Consider the following 18,612-nt stretch of genomic DNA (forward strand, 5'->3'; position numbering starts at 1 on the left):
TTAAATAAGTGATTTGTTTAGCGCAATTTATCATTATCTGAGAATACAGATTTTAGCTTTTTAGGGAATTGTAAAAACAAAAAAGGGGCCTAAGAGCCCCTTTCATACGCTTATTACGAATTAAAATGAAGTTCGTTTATAAGTGCGGTACTCCGGTTTCCAGAAATTACGTTCAATTGCTTCATCAAGTGCTTCATCCGAAGTTACGGTTGCAACACCTTGAATCTGTGCTTCTTTTGCAACTTGTTTAGCAATGATACGAGAAACGTGTTGGATATCAGAAAGCAAAGGTAATAACGCCCCTTTCCCTTCTTTTGCCAGAGGAGAACAGCTTGCTAACGCACGGCTGGCAGCCATTAACATACCATCAGTAACCCGTTTTGCTCCTGAGGCAATCACACCAAGGCCAATACCTGGGAAGATATAGGAGTTGTTACATTGTGCAATTGGGAACACTTGGTCTTTGTAAGACACTGGGCTAAATGGACTTCCTGTTGCGACTAAGGCCTTGCCATCCGTCCAATTGATAATATCTTCAGGGCGAGCTTCAACCCGCGAAGTTGGGTTAGATAACGGCATGACGATAGGGCGTTCACAGTGCTTATGCATCTCTTTAATGATTTCTTCTGTGAATAACCCAGCTTGGCCAGACACACCAATCAATATGGTTGGTTTGGCATTACGCACCACATCTAACAGTGAAATTGAGTCACTGTTAACATCCCAGTCGGTTAAATTTCCACTGTTTTGGGTTAATTTTGCTTGGAAGTCCAGTAAATTAGGCAGTTTATCGGTTAACAGACCAAAGCGGTCAACCATATATATGCGTGAACGAGCCTCTTCGTCACTCAGACCCTCAGATTTCATTTGGGCAATGATTTGCTCAGCAATACCACACCCGGCTGAACCGGCGCCTAAGAAAGTGACGCGTTGGTCGCTTAACTTACTACCAGCAGCATGGCTAGCTGCAATTAAGCTACCAAGTGCGACGGATGCAGTACCTTGAATATCATCATTAAAACAGCAGAGCTCATCACGGTAGCGGTTTAACAACGGCATTGCATTCTTCTGTGCAAAATCTTCAAATTGCAGCAATACATTTGGCCAGCGGCGTTTTACCGCTTGTACAAATTCTTCGAGGAATTCGTTGTATTCATCGCCAGTGATCCGTGGATGACGCCATCCCATATACAGGGGGTCATTCAGGCGTTGTGGATTATTGGTCCCCACATCAATAACGATTGGCAGGGTATAAGCTGGGCTGATCCCCCCACACGCAGTATATAAAGAGAGTTTACCAATTGGGATGCCCATTCCACCGATACCTTGGTCACCAAGACCTAAGATACGTTCACCATCGGTTACAACGATGACTTTTACGTTTTGTTTGGTGGCATTTTGTAGCATGTCGTCGATGTATTCACGGTTCGGATAAGAAATAAATAAACCGCGTGCACGACGATAAATATCAGAGAAATGCTCACAGGCTTCACCCACCGTAGGGGTATAGATGATTGGCATGACCTCTGTAAGGTGGGCATCAATAAGGCGATAAAATAAGGTTTCGTTGGTGTCTTGAATATTTCTTAAATAGATATGCTTATCAATATCTGATTTAAAATCAATTAATTGGCGGTAAGCACGCTCAACTTGTTCTTCGATGGTTTCAACTTGTTCAGGCAGTAATCCATGTAAGTTAAAACTTGCGCGTTCTTCTTCGGTGAACGCACTTCCTTTATTCAGTAAAGGAAACTCAAGCAAAATTGGGCCAGCGTAGGGTATATAGAGAGGGCGTTTTGTTTCGTATTCATGTTCCATGAAATATCACTCTTCGGACGATTAATCAACAAAGTCAGGGTAGATCCTAAGCTAAACAGCAAATATGTACAGTAAATAATGATAAAAAAGCGTTAAAAAATTTACTGAAAAATATTGTGCATATGATAAGGAGTTTAAGCGCGAAAGGGAATGAAAGCTGTCAATGGTGTACTCATTACGGTGGGTAGATCACGGTTAGGCAAGTATGAATGAATTCTTTTTATCTCAACGGTTTTTTAAACAATGGTTTAACTTCCTGATGGATAAATTCTCTTAATGTTTTTTTCACTGTTTTTAATGAGTTAATGAGTGAGTAAATTAGTTTACTGTAAGCGAAATTATATTTTCAAACATCATATATTGCTGCAAGTTTTAAATTTATATAAGTTGAATTTTATTTTATATTTCATTTTTCACTAAGGAGTTTTATGAATTTAATTAATGGGGTGTTAAGAAATAAGCGTATTTATATATTACTTATTATGGCATTTCTAGGAGGAATGAATCACTCAAGAGCAGACTATAACCCAAAAGAAACACTAAGGAATATTGACAACTATTTCTATGAAAACAAATATGGTTCATCAATTTTTGGTCGAGTTATAACAGATTATTTTTATTTGGTGATGAAAGAAAAAAACAAAACAATTAATAAGACATTGATAGACAAAATAAATTATGACCATGCATTAGAAATGCTTCAAGTATTGAAGCGAAAAGCGAGGAAACAGAGTACAGGTGAAAAAGTCTCTCATGATATGACCTATAAAGAAGCAGATGAAATACACTATCTGGTTATGTTACGTAATAAAATACCGGAAGAAGCTTGGGTTTTAGGTGTGGTATTTTCTGTATTAGATGAAAAAGAAAAAGAATTTTATTGGCAAAAAATTATGGCAGCTTCCGGAGACCGTGGCCATGAATTATCGGTAATATACAGCTTAATGAAAGTGATGTTAGAAAAGGAAAAGAAGGCCACTAAAAAACAGAAAATCATTATTAATAAATGGTATGAACGTATGAGTAAAACATTATCTTTTGCTAAATCATAGTTTTCATTTAAATAAGTTTAAAAATTAAATATTATATAAGTATTAAGGTGTCAATTATTATGAAATTATATTTTGGTTTGATTCTACCGTTATTATTATTCTCTCATATTTCTTATGGGGAAAACCGGCCCGGTTTTGTTTGTGGACAGTTTAATAAGAATATTATCGAAGTTCCTGCTGAGTATGTTTTTCCATTTGCTGAATATGAAGGGTATAGCTATTTTGATCCAAGGTTTGTTGAAAACAAAAAAGGGTGTGAGGCTAATTTTAGAATTCTGCCAATGAGGATGTCATGGCCAGAAATGAAACCAATTGATTCAAATGAAAATATAAAAATAATTAGAGTATCTATTGAACCACTAGATGGAGATGTTAATGGCTATCTAGAGTATAAAAGATACTTATATCTTGATAGAGGAGAGGAGAAAATAAAAGGCGAGGTATTGTATGATGAAAAAATAAATCTTTACTTTAGCGATGTTGAATTAAAGAGGATGAAAAAAAATATTGATCCGGAATATTATAAAAACAGATACTATTGGGAGTTGAAAAATAATGATGTAAATACTTTATTTGAATGTATTTGGATTCCATTTAGACAGGAGTATAGTGACTGTGATGCTATTTTTTTAATTGAAAACATTGGTGTTAAAGTTAGGTTAAATATGATTTTTGATGATTTAATTATGTGGGAAGAAATAAAGAATGATATTGTTATATTTTTAAACCAGAAAATGATAAATAGGAAATGATAAATGAATAATGTAACTAGTAGAAAAGGGAATATGAAATTAAATTGGACTGATACGTCTAAGGCTTTAAAAATATTAATTTTAACTAAAAAACCAGAATTGATGTATGAATATTTAGAAAGCAAAGGGGATCGATATGCTCCGTTAGCTAATAGTGTGGTAAAAGGGGACTCTTTTTCAGGTGCTTTTGCGTTAAATTATTTAGAAGAAGTAACAATAGAAAATGGTAAAAAATTTAATGAGGATAAAGTTAACAATATACGATTCGATATGGCTTATGGTTATGTCAAAATTTTACGAGACAGATTCACTGAGGAAGGCATAGAAATAAAAGGTGATATAACCCATGAAGAAGCAATGAAATTTCATGAACGTGTTTTTAGTAAATATGGCTTACCTGCGGAATCCTGGACCTTACAACCTGTTTTTGATGTACTATCAAACGGAGAAATAAGGGAGGTGTATTGGCAAAAGGCATTGGATGCGGTAGGTAATACAGAAAAAGAAACTGAATTAAGTTTAAGAACTTTAAATATTATGTTTGAAAGTTTATATGATGCCCCTGCTAGTAAGCAACCTCAAATACACTGTTGGCTTAGAAGGGTTGTAGACATAGACAATGCTGTGGATGGAGTAACCATTAGTCTTAAAAAGACATATGGTTCCATTGTAACACCTACAATTAAAACTAATATAGATAATATTAATGCGCTAGTGTACGAAACAGGTAATCCATTAATCGATAGAGGAACTAATAGGTTTTCATTTTGGAATTTCCCATCTGGCGATAATAATCGACTTTCTGTACAAACAGATTGGCGTGGTCAAACGGAATTTACACATAAAAATCTATTGTCTGAATATTATTTAGAAAGACCTGACTATATATTACCAGAAACAGGCTTATTTGATTCACCATCAGTTAATTATCAACCAGATGTTGCTCATTATGACAATATGATTGATGGTTTAAGGGAAAATATGCCATCAATAAACAACAAGTCAACACCTCCAATTAAGTATCCACACAATATGGTAGATAAATCGATATTGGAAAGCACTTATCCAAAATCTGAACCGAATAGACAATTAGTACCTCGTACAACAAACTTACTTGATAGGTTTAAGGATAATGAAACACCAACAAATTATTATCTAGAACGCCCGAGTGTTGTTCTTCCAGGAACTTCCGGATTTAAAGACTTCCCTACAGATACCATAAGAAATAACAATCATTTTGAAAATATGATTGATAATTTAAGAGACAATATGTCATCAATGAATAATTCAATGGACTCATTTGATGATAAATACTCAATACCCTCAATGCCAAGTATACCTGAATTTAGTTATAGTGGTTATTCTTCTGGAGGATCTTTTAGTTTTAATTAATATTTAAAAAGAGTACTTATAATAAAATAAATTATTTTAGTTATTAGTAATCGAATGCTGATTACTGATGTTTATTTTTATGTGGACAATGTTTTTTTTACATAATTTCTTTTTAAGATTGTTGGTTTCTAACTTTATGAATCACAAGGATGTCTATGAATTATAAATTAATAGTTGTACTTTCAGTTTTTCTTCTCGGTGCTTGACAAAATCCTCAAGGAAATAATGTGAAATATAAAAAAAATACAATTAATTTTTGTGAAAATAAAGGTGTTAAAACGCCACGTCTTTTCTTTATGCTACAGATGTTATACTTTTCTGAATCTAAGGATTTAATATTTGATAGAAAAAAATTAGTCATTTTTAAGGGTGAAAAAGATAATAACCTAATGTTAGAGTTTTTAAAGTATCCAAAGGAAGCATTTATTAAAAAATTAAGCCATGAACAGGCAATGGGTTTTTATCGTGAGAATTTAAATGAAATGGGAATGTCTTATTATGCTTGGATTTTAGCAGATGTTTTAGATGTTATTAATGAGAGAAACCGAGAGGCACTATGGCAACAGTTCATTTTTGTGATGAATAACAACGATCCTGCGAAGGAAGCTAAATTATTCATGATGCTTTGGTATGCAATGGTAAGAGAAGCTTCCAAACCACCATCAGACAAGCAAATTAAAAGCAAAAGATGGCTGGAGAAAATGAGGCGGATTACTTTAGTTAAAAATATAGAAAAAGAATTAGACTTTATGTTTGAAGAAATGATTAATAATTCAATGAATTTTAATAAGAATAAAAGGAGTTCTAATGATGGTTTCTAAATCTATTATTTCTAAATTAATTTTTATAATTTTATCATGTTTAATTCTCATAAATAAAGGTTACTCTTTTAATGAAAAATATAACCCTCAAAAGGTAAATGATTCAAGTGATAAATATTTCAGTATTTTTATTTATCTAGAAAAAGAGTTTTTAAATAATCATATGAAGGCACGGGGTGAGTCATTCACCAGTGAAAAGCGGAGTCGGTATCAAAAAGAAGTCAAATTAGCATATGGACGAATTATGAAAAATCACAAAGAAAGTGACAACATCCCAATTGGTGATATTACACATCAAGAATTTCTTAAAATAAAAAAAGAAGCGATGTTAAATTCAGGGATTCCTTATGAAGGTTGGTTGTTTAAAGATGTATTTGAAGTATTATCTATAGATAAAAAGAATAAAATTATAGGGAAACTATTAAATAGCTTTTCTAATAAATCACTTAATGGTGAATCAGCGTTATTTGCTAGCATTTGGCTAGACATGAAAGAAGAAGCCGCGCAATCTGCATCGATAAAACAGCAACAAAGCCAAGCTTGGCTAGAAAAAATGCGAAAGATCCCTTTAGTTATTACATTAGAAGAGACGATAAATGAAACAGAAAAATTGTTTAATGAATTCACTTACTAGGGCTTATATTAATCAAAACTAGTGAGTTCTATTATGGATGGCCACTTTGCAGGTAAATGGTACTGTGAACAAGATTAAAGTTCTAATAGCAACTATACGGTTATTGCTGTTTATTCAAGCTCCCAGCAATAACCGTTATATTTAAATAAATATAAAATTAATCCAAATAAGCTAATTCAATATTTTGGCAACCTAGTGCCTGTAATGTATTTTCGGTCACACACCAATGTTTGATAATCGCATCTTGTTTTTCAACAAATTTAGCTTGGTCGATGGCGTGAATATCTTTACCTGCTAGGTTAATCATAATTAAAGCGGCTTGCAGTGGCGGTAAACTTGGGTTGAATGCGGCATTTTCTGCGTAGCGTCCGGTAAACAGTGAGCCATCTTTTAATTGTAACGCAATTCCTGAATGGGATTGGCTATAAGGTGCATGGGATTGGTTTGCAGCCTCAATTGCTGCACTTAATAACCGGTCACGGCTTTGGTTTTTATAACCATGGTCAACAGTGTCTAGCAGTAGTGTAGTAATATTGAGGTCAGAGGGCCCAAATGAGTCGGGTAAATAGTGGTGTAGTACCGCAGGTGTGCGGCCTGGTAAATTCACCATAATTTTGCCACCTTCGCGTAATTCATTCATAAATTGGCGGCAGTGCCCACATGGTGTGTAATTCACGGTAATTGAGGTAATTTGTGTTTCACCTTTCATCCATGAATGGGTTACAGCGCATTGTTCTGCATGAATGACTTGCCCCATTGATACGTGGCTAAATTCCATATTGGCACCAAAGTACAAATTACCACTTGCACCGCAAGCGATTGCACCAACTTGAAAATGGGAGATAGGTGTGACGGCATAGGCTGCGGCAAAAGGTAACAATGCAAAAGCTAATTCCGAATCGTTAATACCACTTTGTGTTTTAATATTTTTAACTTGTTCTGCGGTTAACATCCCCGAAAAATCGGACTTATCGATGATAGGTCTAAGTACAGACTGTAACTTTTCTGGAAGCTCGGCCCAAGCGGCCTTAAATCTTGAATGCATGAGTTACCCTCCCTATTTAATTGTTTTCATTCTATTCAATAATACGTAGAACAATATGTGACTAAAGTCACTATTTTAAATGAAACATATGAAACAAATTCTTGAATTGAGAGAAGTATCTCATGTTTTAATGTGAGCTAGTGAGTAAGAGGCTGATTAATTCCTCTTACTCATATGATTAGTTATTTTCTTAGTGAGTTAAGCTTAGCTAAAAAGATGTAAAATGACAGGAAATATAAACGGAGCAATAAGTGAAGTGATCACACCACAGGTCATTAGTGCTAGTGAGCTATAAGCCCCTTCAATATAATTCACTTCAGCGCAACGTGCGGTGCCTAAGGCGTGAGAAGCAGTTCCCATTGCAAGGCCTCTAGACGCGTGGGTTCGAATACGCAGCACATCAAATAAGCTATGGCCGAACATGGCGCCTAAAATCCCAACAAACAACACACAAGCAGCACTAATGGCAGGGACCCCACCAACCGAATCAGCAACAGCCATCGCAATAGGGGTAGTGACCGACTTAGGTAAAATAGAACCTGCGATATCAGGGGTTGCACCTAACCAGAGTGCAATGGCTGCACCACTGAACATAGCCACTAAGCTACCAGCAAAACAAATGCTTAATAAGGATTTCCACTGAGCGCGGATCTGGTGCATTTGCTCATAAAGTGGAAAAGCAAGCGCGACGACTGCAGGTTGCAGTAAATCATTGAGTATTTTGCTACCTGCAAAATAGTGCTCATAGGATGTGTTAGTTAAAACTAATAGCGTAATAAGCACCGCTATTGTGACCAATAGTGGGTTTAAAATTGGTAATTTAAATTTTACTGACAGCTGGCGTGCTAAATAAAACACTACAATAGTCAGCGGCAATGACCACCAAATATGCGCTAGCATTAGTCCTCCCCCTTAGTTTTATCATTATTAATAACCGAAGAAATAGGTTCTTCAGGGGGTAACGGAACTTCATCTGGTTTAGCGCCAACGACAGGGCGTTCTTTATGGATATAGTTTGAACTGATAGCAACAACGACCATGACGATTAAGGTACTGACCACACAAGAAACGATGATAGGAACCATTTGTTGACTGATTAATTCATAGTAATTCATTATGCCAACACCAATAGGAACAAACAGAATGGTCATATTTTTCAATAAAATACTGCAACCGGGTTGGGCCCAGTGAGCTGGAATTATTTGTAATGCAAGCAATACAAATAAGATTAACATACCGACAATGCTGCCGGGAATGGAAAAGGGAAGTAGTGCGGAAATAAGGTTTCCGATAATCAGGCAGAGGTAAAGTATTGCAAAAGCGCGCAAATATTGCCACCCCGTTATCAGTACCTGCTTAAATGACATGAGACTGGTCCTGTTATGTAATATCTATTCATCATACAATTAACTTTATAATTGTGCTACCGATCACAATAAAAAGGCAATAAAAAAGTGGGGAGTTTTTAGCTCCCCACTTATAACAAATAACTGGATTACTGCATATGCTCGTTATTTAACTTGCATACCTGGCTGTGCTCCGTTATCAGGGCTGAGCAGATAAATATCTTTTCCACCAGGGCCTGCTGCCATTACCATACCCTCTGAAATACCAAAGCGCATTTTACGTGGCGCAAGGTTTGCAACCATCACGGTTAAACGGCCTTCTAATACTTTTGGATCTGGATAAGCAGAGCGAATACCAGAGAATACTTGGCGAGTTTCACCACCAATATCTAGTTGTAATTTCAAAAGTTTATCAGAGCCTTCAACAAAATCAGCATGTTTGATTAACGCGATACGTAGGTCTATTTTAGCGAAATCATCAAAAGTGATAGTGTCTTGGACAGGATCGTCAGCCAAAGGCCCAGTAACTTGCTGGATAGGTTTGATGCTCTCTTTTGAGGCTTCAACCATCGCATCTACTTTTGCCATTTCAATACGGTTAAATAGCGCTTTGAACGGTGCGACGCTGTGGTTCAATAATGGGGTGTTAATCGCATCCCATGCAAGTTCCGTATTTAAGAATGCTTCCGCACGTTTAGTCAGGCCTGGTAAAACGGGTTTCAGGTAAGTCATGAGAATTCGGAACAAGTTAATACCCATAGAGCAAATATCTTGCAGCTCTTGGTCTTTACCTTCTTGTTTCGCGACCACCCAAGGGGCTTTCTCATCTACGTAACGGTTAGCGATATCGGCCAGAGCCATAATTTCACGGATAGCTTTATTGTATTCGCGGTTGTTATAGTCCTCACCAATGATTTTTGCAGCATCGACAAACTGTTGGTATAGCTCAGGTTCAGCTAAGTTTGCTGATAATTTGCCATCAAAGCGTTTAGCGATAAAACCTGCATTACGGGAGGCTAGGTTAACCACTTTATTGACGATATCACTGTTCACTCGTTGTACGAAGTCTTCTAAATTCAAATCGATATCATCAATACGTGAAGATAGCTTCGCTGCATAGTAATAGCGTAAGCAATCAGCATCTAAATGATCTAAATATGAACGAGCAGTAATAAAAGTACCGCGCGATTTAGACATTTTTGCACCGTTTACCGTGACATAGCCATGAACAAATAAATTTGTCGGTTTACGGAAATTACTGCCTTCTAGCATGGCTGGCCAAAATAGGCTATGGAAATAGACGATGTCTTTACCAATAAAATGGTAAAGATCAGTTTTTGAGTCCTTATTCCAAAATTCATCGAAATCGAGATCACCGCGTTTATCACAGAGGTTTTTAAATGAGCCCATATAGCCGATAGGAGCGTCAAGCCAGACATAGAAATATTTCCCCGGCGCATCAGGAATTTCAAAACCGAAATAAGGCGCATCACGGGTGATATCCCATTGTTGTAGGCCTGATTCGAACCATTCTTGCATTTTGTTTGCGACTTGTTCTTGTAATGCGCCTGAGCGAGTCCACGCTTGAAGCATGTCGCTAAATGCAGGAAGATCAAAGAAAAAGTGTTCGGAATCACGCATTACAGGTGTAGCACCAGAAATCACCGAACGTGGATTAATTAATTCCGTTGGGCTATAGGTTGCGCTACACACTTCGCAGTTGTCACCGTATTGGTCTTCAGCTTTACATTTTGGGCAAGTGCCTTTAACGAAGCGATCAGGTAAAAACATGCCTTTTTCTGGGTCGAAAAGCTGTGAAATGGTTCGGTTTTTAATAAAACCGTTATTTTTCAGCTTCCCATAAATCAGTTCTGATAATGTTTTATTTTCTGCACTATGTGTTGAGTGGTAATTATCATAGCTAATGGCAAAACCAGCAAAATCGTCCTGATGCTCTTGGCTCACTGCTGCAATCATTTCTTCGGGGGTAATACCGAGTTGCTGCGCTTTAAGCATGATTGGCGTACCGTGCGCGTCATCGGCACAGATAAAGTGAACCTCTTTGCCGCGCATTCGCTGATAACGGACCCAAATATCAGCCTGAATATGTTCCAGGATATGACCAAGATGGATTGAACCGTTAGCATAGGGTAACGCACAGGTTACCAGTGATTTATTCGCGACTTGAGACATAGTAACTTTCTTACTTCCATTATTTGAAAAGGGTCTTTGATGTTAACCGATCAAAACCATCGCTGCTAGGGGTATAAAATATTAATTGGAAATTTGTTTAAAAAAGAAATTGTTATCTGAGACACCATAAAACTTTGTCATTCAGTTCACTTTAGGGGGGGAGATTAACTCTTCGTGGCTTTTCCTGAGCTTAGCTTCACTATTTTTTGTGTTCTCTGTTATGATTAATCTTAGTCAAAGTATATTCAGCGGATCTTCGGTAGTTTACTGAGTTTGATAAACCTAGAGACGCTATTTAGGATATACATAGTTCAAAAATATAAATAAAGGAGCCGGGATGAACGATAAATCCCCCGAGCAAAACAAACCAGAACTGTTGACTGAACAAGTCTCCAAGGTTTTGGCTTCATTTACACACCCAACGCTGCAACGTAATTTGATTGCTATTAAAGCATTACACCACTGCGCAATGTTGGACAATGTGCTGCATGTCGAGTTAGTGATGCCTTTCGTTTGGAAAGGGCCGTTTCAAGCATTAATTAGCGAAAAAACAGCAGAATTAAAACAACAAACCGGCGCACACGCAGTTGAATGGAAACTTCGTCATGATATTACGACGTTAAAACGAGCAAATGATTTGCCCGGTATTAATGGTGTTCGTAATATCTTAGCGGTGAGTTCAGGTAAAGGTGGTGTTGGTAAATCAAGTACCTCGGTAAACTTAGCATTAGCTTTGGCGCAAGAAGGGGCTAAAGTCGGTATTCTTGATGCGGATATCTATGGCCCATCTATTCCGAATATGTTAGGGACCACACTAGAGCGCCCTACATCTCCTGATGGTCAGCACATGGCACCGATAATGGCTTATGGTCTAGCAACGAATTCAATCGGTTATTTAGTTACTGACGATAATGCGATGGTTTGGCGTGGCCCAATGGCAAGCAAAGCATTAATGCAAATGCTCCAAGATACACTATGGCCAGATTTAGACTATTTAGTTATCGATATGCCACCAGGAACGGGTGATATTCAACTCACACTGTCACAAAATATCCCAGTAACCGGTGCAGTGGTTGTTACTACCCCACAAGATATCGCATTAGTTGATGCCATGAAAGGTATCGTGATGTTTAAGAAAGTGAATGTCCCTGTACTGGGAGTGGTCGAAAATATGAGTGCTCATATTTGTAGTAATTGTGGCCATGTTGAACCAATTTTTGGTACTGGTGGCGCAGAGAAATTAGCAGAAAAATACCATACTAAGTTATTAGGGCAGGTTCCACTGCATATCTCTCTACGTGAAGACTTAGACCGCGGGCAACCGACAGTTATGCGTGACCCTGAAGGTGAGTTTGCGGATATTTACCGTGAAATTGCGTCAGGTATTTCTGCACTTATGTATTGGGAAGGGGATAAAATCCCAACGGAAATTTCTTTCCGTGCGGTTTAAGTTATCGCAAAGTAGAAACCATTATTGAGCGCTAAAAGTAAACTAGCTTAATAAGTGAAATAGGGGGTAAGCGCGGCTTTTCCCCTTTTTTATTAGCAAATGTTCTGAGTTGTATTTTTCTTTTTGTTTTTTATATCTCTTATAACGGAAAAATGTTTACCTAAACTTTCTATTTTTCTGATTTATATGCTTAGCGTTTCTTTATTGCTTAATGTTCGCGTAGAATAGCAGCATATCTTGTTTAATCAGTTGTCTTCCTGCGGGTAAGCCCTAAAAGGTGATTATGAAATTTTTAATTTTTATTGTTGTTATAGCGATTATTATTTTTTACTTTTATAACCGCATTGTGGCATTGCGTGAAGCGGTTATTTCTAGTGAAACTGAAATTTCAGTTCAATTAGATCGCCGTGGAAAAGTATTTGATAGTTTGCTTGCAACGGTTAAAAAATATTTAAGCCATGAAACCGAAGTTTTCAGTAAAATTACTGAACTACGAACCCAAGCACAAAATGCAACAGGGGATAAAGCACGAGAAGCGGAAGATGCGCTGTCTAAAATGGTGACTAGTGGCGCTATCAATGTTGCGGTTGAAGCTTATCCAGAGTTAAAGTCAGATGCGATTATGGCCAATTTGCAAGAGGAAATCGTTTCTTCTGAGAATAAACTTTCTTTTGCCAAACGTGGTTATAACCGTTCATTAGAAACGTATAACGCTTATATAGCCTCAATGCCAGCTGCACTGATTGTTGGTATTATTCCGAGCTTAAAAATATCTAAGGAATACTGGCGTCTTGATGAAGAAACGATTAAATCTGAAGAATCACGTCGTATTAACTTCGATTAAATATCGTTTTAATTCATAATATTGAAAAATCATTGGGGTGCTGAGGTTCCTTCTCGACAGCATTCCAATGTTTTGTATTATTGTAGAGAACAGGTCATTTTATGGATTTTAGAAACGTCATACGCAAAAATAATATTCGTACTCGTTTAGTTGTGATGAGTTATATTTTGCTAATGTTAGTCATTGGTTTACTGGCGGATATTGCAACGCACCCAAATGAACAGCTAGATTTGTTTGATAATGCGATGGAATTTGTGACGTTTCAAGAGTGGCCTATAGCGACATTTATTGTTCTAGGTTTGACATTTCTTGGGTTGATTTATATTCATTTTAGAGGGCATAAAATGATGCTAGCGGGAATGAACGCTAGGGAAATCACTCAGGAAAATGCAAAAAGTTCTGAAGAAAAACAACTGTTCAATATTATCGAAGAGCTTAGTTTGAGCGCTAGTTTAGGTTATATTCCACGTTTATATATTTTAGATACTGACGAGCCGAATGCTTTTGCTGCGGGGTGGAACAAACGTAATGCCCTTGTGGGAGTGACCCGAGGTTTGCTTCAAAGCCTTAATCGACAGGAGGTTCAGGCCGTTTTAGCTCATGAAGTGGGGCATATTATCCATGGGGACTCAAAATTAACCTTGTATGTGGGTATTTTAGCAAATGTTATTTTGACGGTGACCAATTTATTTAGCCAAATCTTTATTCGCACGGCTGGGCGAAGCAGAAATAATGCCGCTAATAAGGCTCAAGTTATTTTACTAGTCCTTAATTTCGTTTTACCGTGGATAACACAAATTCTTTATTTTTACTTATCTCGCACACGTGAATATATGGCAGATGCAGCCGCAGTCGATCTGACATCTGATAACCAAGCCATGATCAGTGCGTTGAAAAAAATATCTGGGAAGCATGAAACCCATGAGTACGATGAGCGAAGTACTGGTCAGGCTTATCGAAAAGCGGCTTATATTTTTAATAAGGGAGATTCAGTTTTTTCTACACACCCATCTATTGAAAACCGCATTGCTGTCTTGGAAGGTAAAAAGCAATTTTAATAGTAAAATAAATACAGCGAGTATTGATTAGCGGCTTTTCTTCAAATATTGGCGTTTTTTTAGCAAACTTTGCCGAGGGATGCTGGAACAACACGTCATTACCCCCTATAATTCCGCCAACATAACATTTCTATGTTATGTATTTTCATTTCTAAAATATTTAACCAGGTTATCATTTTATGACTGACATAGCGCATCACTGTACCATTGTAGGTATATCGGGAGCCTCTGCATCTGGCAAAAGCTTAATTGCAAGCACTCTATATCGAGAACTTAGGGAAAAGGTCGGTGATCATAATATAGGTGTTATTCCAGAGGACTGTTATTATAAAGACCAAGCAGATATTCCAATGGAAGAACGGCTTAAAGTAAACTATGACCATCCTAATTCAATGGATCACAGCTTGCTTTATGAGCATCTTAAATCACTGAAAAGTGGTCAAGCAGTAGAAATTCCTCAATACGACTATGTCGCTCATACTCGCAAACAAAAAACCATTACGTTTAAACCTAAAAAAGTCATTATCATTGAAGGCATTTTATTGTTAACTGATAAACGCTTACGTGGTGAGATGGACTTTTCTATTTTTGTTGATACTCCACTCGATATTTGCTTGATGCGCCGCATTAAACGTGATGTAAATGAAAGGGGCAGAACACTTGATTCTGTCATCGAACAATATAATAAAACTGTGCGCCCAATGTTTTTGCAGTTTATTGAACCGTCTAAGCAATATGCTGATATTATTGTACCTCGCGGTGGTAAAAACCGGGTTGCGATAGATGTCTTGAAAGCAAAAATTGGTGAATTCTGTCAAGATTAACAAATTAGCGCAGAGACTAAAATAATGAAGGGGGAAACAACCATGCGTCTATGTGACCGCGATATTATTCAATGGATGGATGATGGTAAATTAGTCATTAGCCCACGCCCACCCGTTGAACGGATTAATGGTGCAACCGCTGATGTTCGACTGGGTAATCAATTCCGTGTTTTTCGTGGGCATACCGCTGCATTTATTGACCTGAGCGGTCCCAAAAATGAGGTTAATGCCGCGTTGGATCGTGTAATGAGCGATGAAATCGTGCTAGGTGAAGATGAACCATTTTTCCTACATCCAGGGGAATTAGCACTTGCAGTGACGCTTGAGTCTGTTACGCTCCCTGACAATCTTGTTGGTTGGTTAGATGGTCGTTCTTCACTAGCAAGGCTGGGTTTGATGGTGCACGTAACAGCACATCGAATTGATCCCGGCTGGCATGGGCAAATCGTGTTAGAATTTTATAATTCTGGGAAATTGCCTTTAGCGTTACGTCCGGGTATGGTGATCGGTGCTTTAAGTTTTGAGCCATTATCTGGTAGTGCAGACCGCCCATATAATAGCCGTCAAGATGCTAAATATAAAAACCAACAAGGTGCAGTAGGTAGCCGGATTAGCGAAGACTAAGCACTGTAATTTTGCGGAACTTGTTGTTCTTGAAGGATATGAGAAGCAATTTCCGCCCATTTTCAGGGATAGCAGTGGTGTAAGTTCGCTTTATGATGGGCGCTGGTGGGTTTTAAGAGAGGGAAGCATGAAACGTTTTTTAACGACATTGATTATTTTACTTGTGGTCATTGTTGCGGGTTTGACAACACTTGTGATGCTAGTAAACCCCAACGATTTCCGTCATTACATTGTGGAACAAGTAGATAAAAAAAGTGGATATCAGCTTGAATTCAATGGGGATATGCGTTGGCATGTTTGGCCTACACTCAGTATTATTACGGGGCCGATATCTCTCACAGCTCCTAATGCGACAACTCCTGTTCTTAGTGCGGAAAACATGCGCCTAGATGTTGAATTATGGCCGCTTATTTCTCATAAGCTCTCCGTTGAGCAAATTGTGATTGATGGTGCGGTCATTCGCAAAACACCAGAAAGCGAACCCAAAATTCACACCAATGCCCCAGTAGCCCCTGGCGGAACAGCGCCATCATCCTCTCCAACAGAAAAAACTAATTGGTTATTAGATATAGAAAAAATCAATATATCCAATAGCTTAGTTATCTGGCAAACTGCTAAAGACGAATTTAATTTACGAAATATAAATTTATCATTGAAAAAAAGTGATAAAAAACAAATCGCAGCCAAATTCAGTGGTAACTTGAATAAAAACCAGCAAGAACTTATTTTTGATACACGGGCTGATATAGATTTATCTAATATTAATCAAAAGATTAGTGGGAAGTTGACACAATTTGACTATAAATTAAGTGGTGTTGATTTACCCGAAAACGGTATAGAAGGGCAGATTACCAGCGATTTCCTGTATTCAAAAGGGAAAATAGAAAATGCAAGTTTGAGTAATTTGTTGATCAAAGCCAATGAGAGTAGCTTAACGGGCAATATCAGTATCCAATTAACAGATATCCCAAAAGTGGCGATAGAGTTAGTTTCAGATAAATTAGATTTAGATAACTTACTTGGTACAGCAGCGGCTGATTCTAATTCAACGGCTGAGACAAATAATAACCGTATCGGTGTTAAACCTGTGATATCAGGTTCAAATACTCAACAGTATGATTTATCTGGTTTACAGTCTTTTACCGCAGATATTAATTTAGCTATTAATCATTTAGTTTATCGTGGAATGACAGTAACTGATGTGGTTTTTGAGGCACAAAACCAAGCTCCACGTTTTAGCGTTGCTAAACTGCAAGGGAAAGCGTTTGGTGGGGATTTCTCATTGCCCGTCACCTTGAATTACCGCTCAACTCCTGCTTATGTTTCAGCTAAGCCAAAATTTAACCATATCGATTTAACACCATTACTAAAAGCATTTAATATGCCGCAGAAAATAAGCGGTATTATTTCGTTAAATGCAACCTTATCGGGTATTGGGTATGATGATTATGCGGTAAAAAACCAATGGCAGGGGCCGGTTAGCTTTGAATTGAGAAGTGCCAAATTACAAGGCTTGAATATCCCACAACTAATTCAGCAGTCGGTTTCTCGTGTTACGAATAAAATAAATGCTCCCGTTAATACTGGTAATTATACGGAAGTAGATTTATTCAAGGTAGCTGGTATTTTGAATAAAGGTAATTTAAATATATCCTCCATGCAAGCGACCTCTGCCTTGGTTAATATTAATGGTCAAGGGAATATGAATATCCCTAATGAAACTATAGATGTTAATTTAGGTGTGAATATCGCCAATGGTTGGGGTGGGGATTCACGTTTGGTTAAACAGCTACAAGAGATGACAATTCCTCTGCGGATTTACGGTAGCTGGTATAGTTTACAGTACCAGCTAGATGTGGAAAAACTCTTGCGAAATGAATTACGAACTCAAGCTAAAGAAGCCATTGGTAATTTCTTAAAAAAAGAAGAAAATAAAGGGCTTAATGATTTATTAAACGCGCTTTAACTTAAAAAAACGCCCTTTATTGGGCGTTTTTTATAAATGCAAATGGACATTAATAGTAGCCATTTCCATTTTTATAATCTTCTTATCTTTGTTTTGTGTTTTCAACGGTATTTTTAGTCTGCTTAACTGAACTATCCCTAGATAAATAGTTACTTCTTCCTTCACTTTTTATAAATTCCCCTGTTGTTTACTTAATTTATTTTCTAATTTGCTAAGTGTTTTTTCTTTATTACTATTGTGCTGGTAAGTTGAACGCCCTAATTCATTCTTATAGTGTTGAATATTATCTTTTAAGTTTAATAATATGTTATTAAACTTATTCATCGTATCTTTAGATAGGGTAACTTTACACCCTCGATCATCTGAGGTGCCTATTTTTTTTATTTGTTTGGAAATTAAATCTAAGCTTTTAGATATGTAATTTCTTAAATCTTTGATATCTTGCTTATGGATTATTTTCTCTGATGTAATTAGTAATTCTTTTTTGGTTAATGCATCAGTAGATTTATTTTTTGAGAGTTTACTCGTGGTCTCTTGACGAGATAATTCTTTCATTTGGTCGTTTTCTAAAAAGCGGACTTTCTTTTTAGAAGCCATAGGATATTGTTCAGTATTATTTTGAAGTTGATTAGCGGTAACAGCAACCTTTCCTGATGATTTATTTGTAGTTTGGTTAATTTTCTGTGTTTTTAACGTATTTATATTTGGAGACTGAGTTTTTATATACATAGCATGACCTTGGTTAAAGATTAGGTGTATTCAATGCTATAAATTATTCAGTATTTCAATGATT

17 protein-coding genes are annotated in these 18,612 nt (G+C 37.0%); 11 read left to right on the forward strand and 6 right to left on the reverse strand.

The window, feature by feature from the left end:
- Positions 1-120 precede the first annotated feature (120 nt).
- Positions 121-1,818 carry an NAD-dependent malic enzyme gene (locus ACHB7C_RS09195; protein ID WP_129466758.1) on the reverse strand — a complete coding sequence of 566 codons (1,698 nt, stop codon included), beginning with the start codon at positions 1,816-1,818 and terminating at the stop codon, positions 121-123.
- Positions 1,819-2,246: 428 nt separating this feature from the next.
- Here ACHB7C_RS09195 and ACHB7C_RS09200 point away from each other — a divergent pair, with 428 nt between their 5' ends.
- From ACHB7C_RS09200 to ACHB7C_RS09220, 5 genes are all read left to right on the forward strand, one after another.
- Positions 2,247-2,870 carry a hypothetical protein gene (locus tag ACHB7C_RS09200; RefSeq protein ID WP_131680504.1) on the forward strand — a complete coding sequence of 208 codons (624 nt, stop codon included), beginning with the start codon at positions 2,247-2,249 and terminating at the stop codon, positions 2,868-2,870.
- A gap of 59 nt (positions 2,871-2,929) precedes the next feature.
- Positions 2,930-3,622 carry a hypothetical protein gene (locus tag ACHB7C_RS09205; protein WP_210854829.1) on the forward strand — a complete coding sequence of 231 codons (693 nt, stop codon included), beginning with the start codon at positions 2,930-2,932 and terminating at the stop codon, positions 3,620-3,622.
- 3 nt (positions 3,623-3,625) lie between these two features.
- Positions 3,626-5,014, forward strand: coding sequence for a serine protease (locus ACHB7C_RS09210; protein WP_395347063.1), 1,389 nt, complete (start codon positions 3,626-3,628; stop codon positions 5,012-5,014).
- Positions 5,015-5,241: 227 nt separating this feature from the next.
- Complete coding sequence (locus ACHB7C_RS09215) at positions 5,242-5,835, forward strand: hypothetical protein (protein ID WP_395347065.1); 594 nt, start codon at positions 5,242-5,244, stop codon at positions 5,833-5,835.
- Entirely contained in the window at positions 5,822-6,469 is a 648-nt protein-coding gene (locus ACHB7C_RS09220; protein ID WP_395347066.1) for a hypothetical protein, read from the forward strand. The genes ACHB7C_RS09215 and ACHB7C_RS09220 overlap by 14 nt, the downstream gene beginning before the upstream one ends.
- 157 nt (positions 6,470-6,626) lie before the next feature.
- Here ACHB7C_RS09220 and cdd read toward each other — a convergent pair whose 3' ends face one another.
- The 4 genes from cdd to metG form a co-directional block, all read right to left on the reverse strand.
- Positions 6,627-7,514, reverse strand: a complete 888-nt coding sequence (gene cdd / locus ACHB7C_RS09225) for a cytidine deaminase (protein WP_071547869.1) — start codon at positions 7,512-7,514, stop codon at positions 6,627-6,629.
- A 204-nt stretch (positions 7,515-7,718) separates the two neighbouring features.
- Positions 7,719-8,414: a CidB/LrgB family autolysis modulator gene (locus ACHB7C_RS09230; RefSeq protein ID WP_042846566.1), complete on the reverse strand. Its 696-nt coding sequence runs from the start codon at positions 8,412-8,414 to the stop codon at positions 7,719-7,721.
- Positions 8,414-8,881 (reverse strand): CidA/LrgA family protein, encoded by a 468-nt coding sequence (locus ACHB7C_RS09235; RefSeq protein ID WP_042846565.1) that lies wholly within the window; start codon positions 8,879-8,881, stop codon positions 8,414-8,416. Before ACHB7C_RS09235 ends, ACHB7C_RS09230 begins: the two co-directional genes overlap by 1 nt.
- A 144-nt stretch (positions 8,882-9,025) precedes the next feature.
- Positions 9,026-11,053, reverse strand: a complete 2,028-nt coding sequence (gene metG, locus ACHB7C_RS09240; protein ID WP_042846564.1) for a methionine--tRNA ligase — start codon at positions 11,051-11,053, stop codon at positions 9,026-9,028.
- A gap of 337 nt (positions 11,054-11,390) precedes the next feature.
- On the opposite strand from metG, the gene apbC reads away from it, so the two are divergent.
- The 6 genes from apbC (at position 11,391) to asmA (ending at position 17,819) form a co-directional block, all read left to right on the forward strand.
- Complete coding sequence (gene apbC, locus ACHB7C_RS09245; protein ID WP_042846563.1) at positions 11,391-12,503, forward strand: iron-sulfur cluster carrier protein ApbC; 1,113 nt, start codon at positions 11,391-11,393, stop codon at positions 12,501-12,503.
- Positions 12,504-12,786: 283 nt separating this feature from the next.
- Positions 12,787-13,347: a LemA family protein gene (locus ACHB7C_RS09250; RefSeq protein WP_042846562.1), complete on the forward strand. Its 561-nt coding sequence runs from the start codon at positions 12,787-12,789 to the stop codon at positions 13,345-13,347.
- 101 nt (positions 13,348-13,448) lie between these two features.
- Entirely contained in the window at positions 13,449-14,405 is a 957-nt protein-coding gene (gene htpX / locus ACHB7C_RS09255; protein WP_042846560.1) for a zinc metalloprotease HtpX, read from the forward strand.
- 179 nt (positions 14,406-14,584) lie between these two features.
- Positions 14,585-15,229 carry a uridine kinase gene (gene udk / locus ACHB7C_RS09260; protein WP_042846559.1) on the forward strand — a complete coding sequence of 215 codons (645 nt, stop codon included), beginning with the start codon at positions 14,585-14,587 and terminating at the stop codon, positions 15,227-15,229.
- A 42-nt stretch (positions 15,230-15,271) separates the two neighbouring features.
- Entirely contained in the window at positions 15,272-15,853 is a 582-nt protein-coding gene (gene dcd, locus ACHB7C_RS09265; RefSeq protein WP_042846558.1) for a dCTP deaminase, read from the forward strand.
- 127 nt (positions 15,854-15,980) lie between these two features.
- On the forward strand, positions 15,981-17,819 hold the full coding sequence (gene asmA / locus ACHB7C_RS09270) for an outer membrane assembly protein AsmA (protein WP_129466751.1): 1,839 nt from the start codon (positions 15,981-15,983) through the stop codon (positions 17,817-17,819).
- Between the two features lie 168 nt (positions 17,820-17,987).
- Here asmA and ACHB7C_RS09275 read toward each other — a convergent pair whose 3' ends face one another.
- Positions 17,988-18,548, reverse strand: a complete 561-nt coding sequence (locus tag ACHB7C_RS09275; protein WP_166685349.1) for a hypothetical protein — start codon at positions 18,546-18,548, stop codon at positions 17,988-17,990.
- Positions 18,549-18,612: the final 64 nt, after the last annotated feature.

This window comes from Providencia sp. 2024EL-00732, assembly GCF_044006275.1.
Taxonomy (GTDB): Bacteria; Pseudomonadota; Gammaproteobacteria; order Enterobacterales; family Enterobacteriaceae; genus Providencia; species Providencia huashanensis.

Coding starts and splice junctions, on each gene's coding strand:
- ACHB7C_RS09195 (WP_129466758.1), bottom strand. CDS start 1,818: ATGGAACATGAATACGAAACAAAACGCCCTCTCTATATACCCTACGCT.
- ACHB7C_RS09200 (WP_131680504.1), top strand. CDS start 2,247: ATGAATTTAATTAATGGGGTGTTAAGAAATAAGCGTATTTATATATTA.
- ACHB7C_RS09205 (WP_210854829.1), top strand. CDS start 2,930: ATGAAATTATATTTTGGTTTGATTCTACCGTTATTATTATTCTCTCAT.
- ACHB7C_RS09210 (WP_395347063.1), top strand. CDS start 3,626: ATGAATAATGTAACTAGTAGAAAAGGGAATATGAAATTAAATTGGACT.
- ACHB7C_RS09220 (WP_395347066.1), top strand. CDS start 5,822: ATGATGGTTTCTAAATCTATTATTTCTAAATTAATTTTTATAATTTTA.
- cdd (WP_071547869.1), bottom strand. CDS start 7,514: ATGCATTCAAGATTTAAGGCCGCTTGGGCCGAGCTTCCAGAAAAGTTA.
- ACHB7C_RS09230 (WP_042846566.1), bottom strand. CDS start 8,414: ATGCTAGCGCATATTTGGTGGTCATTGCCGCTGACTATTGTAGTGTTT.
- ACHB7C_RS09235 (WP_042846565.1), bottom strand. CDS start 8,881: ATGTCATTTAAGCAGGTACTGATAACGGGGTGGCAATATTTGCGCGCT.
- metG (WP_042846564.1), bottom strand. CDS start 11,053: ATGTCTCAAGTCGCGAATAAATCACTGGTAACCTGTGCGTTACCCTAT.
- apbC (WP_042846563.1), top strand. CDS start 11,391: ATGAACGATAAATCCCCCGAGCAAAACAAACCAGAACTGTTGACTGAA.
- ACHB7C_RS09250 (WP_042846562.1), top strand. CDS start 12,787: ATGAAATTTTTAATTTTTATTGTTGTTATAGCGATTATTATTTTTTAC.
- htpX (WP_042846560.1), top strand. CDS start 13,449: ATGGATTTTAGAAACGTCATACGCAAAAATAATATTCGTACTCGTTTA.
- udk (WP_042846559.1), top strand. CDS start 14,585: ATGACTGACATAGCGCATCACTGTACCATTGTAGGTATATCGGGAGCC.
- dcd (WP_042846558.1), top strand. CDS start 15,272: ATGCGTCTATGTGACCGCGATATTATTCAATGGATGGATGATGGTAAA.
- asmA (WP_129466751.1), top strand. CDS start 15,981: ATGAAACGTTTTTTAACGACATTGATTATTTTACTTGTGGTCATTGTT.
- ACHB7C_RS09275 (WP_166685349.1), bottom strand. CDS start 18,548: ATGTATATAAAAACTCAGTCTCCAAATATAAATACGTTAAAAACACAG.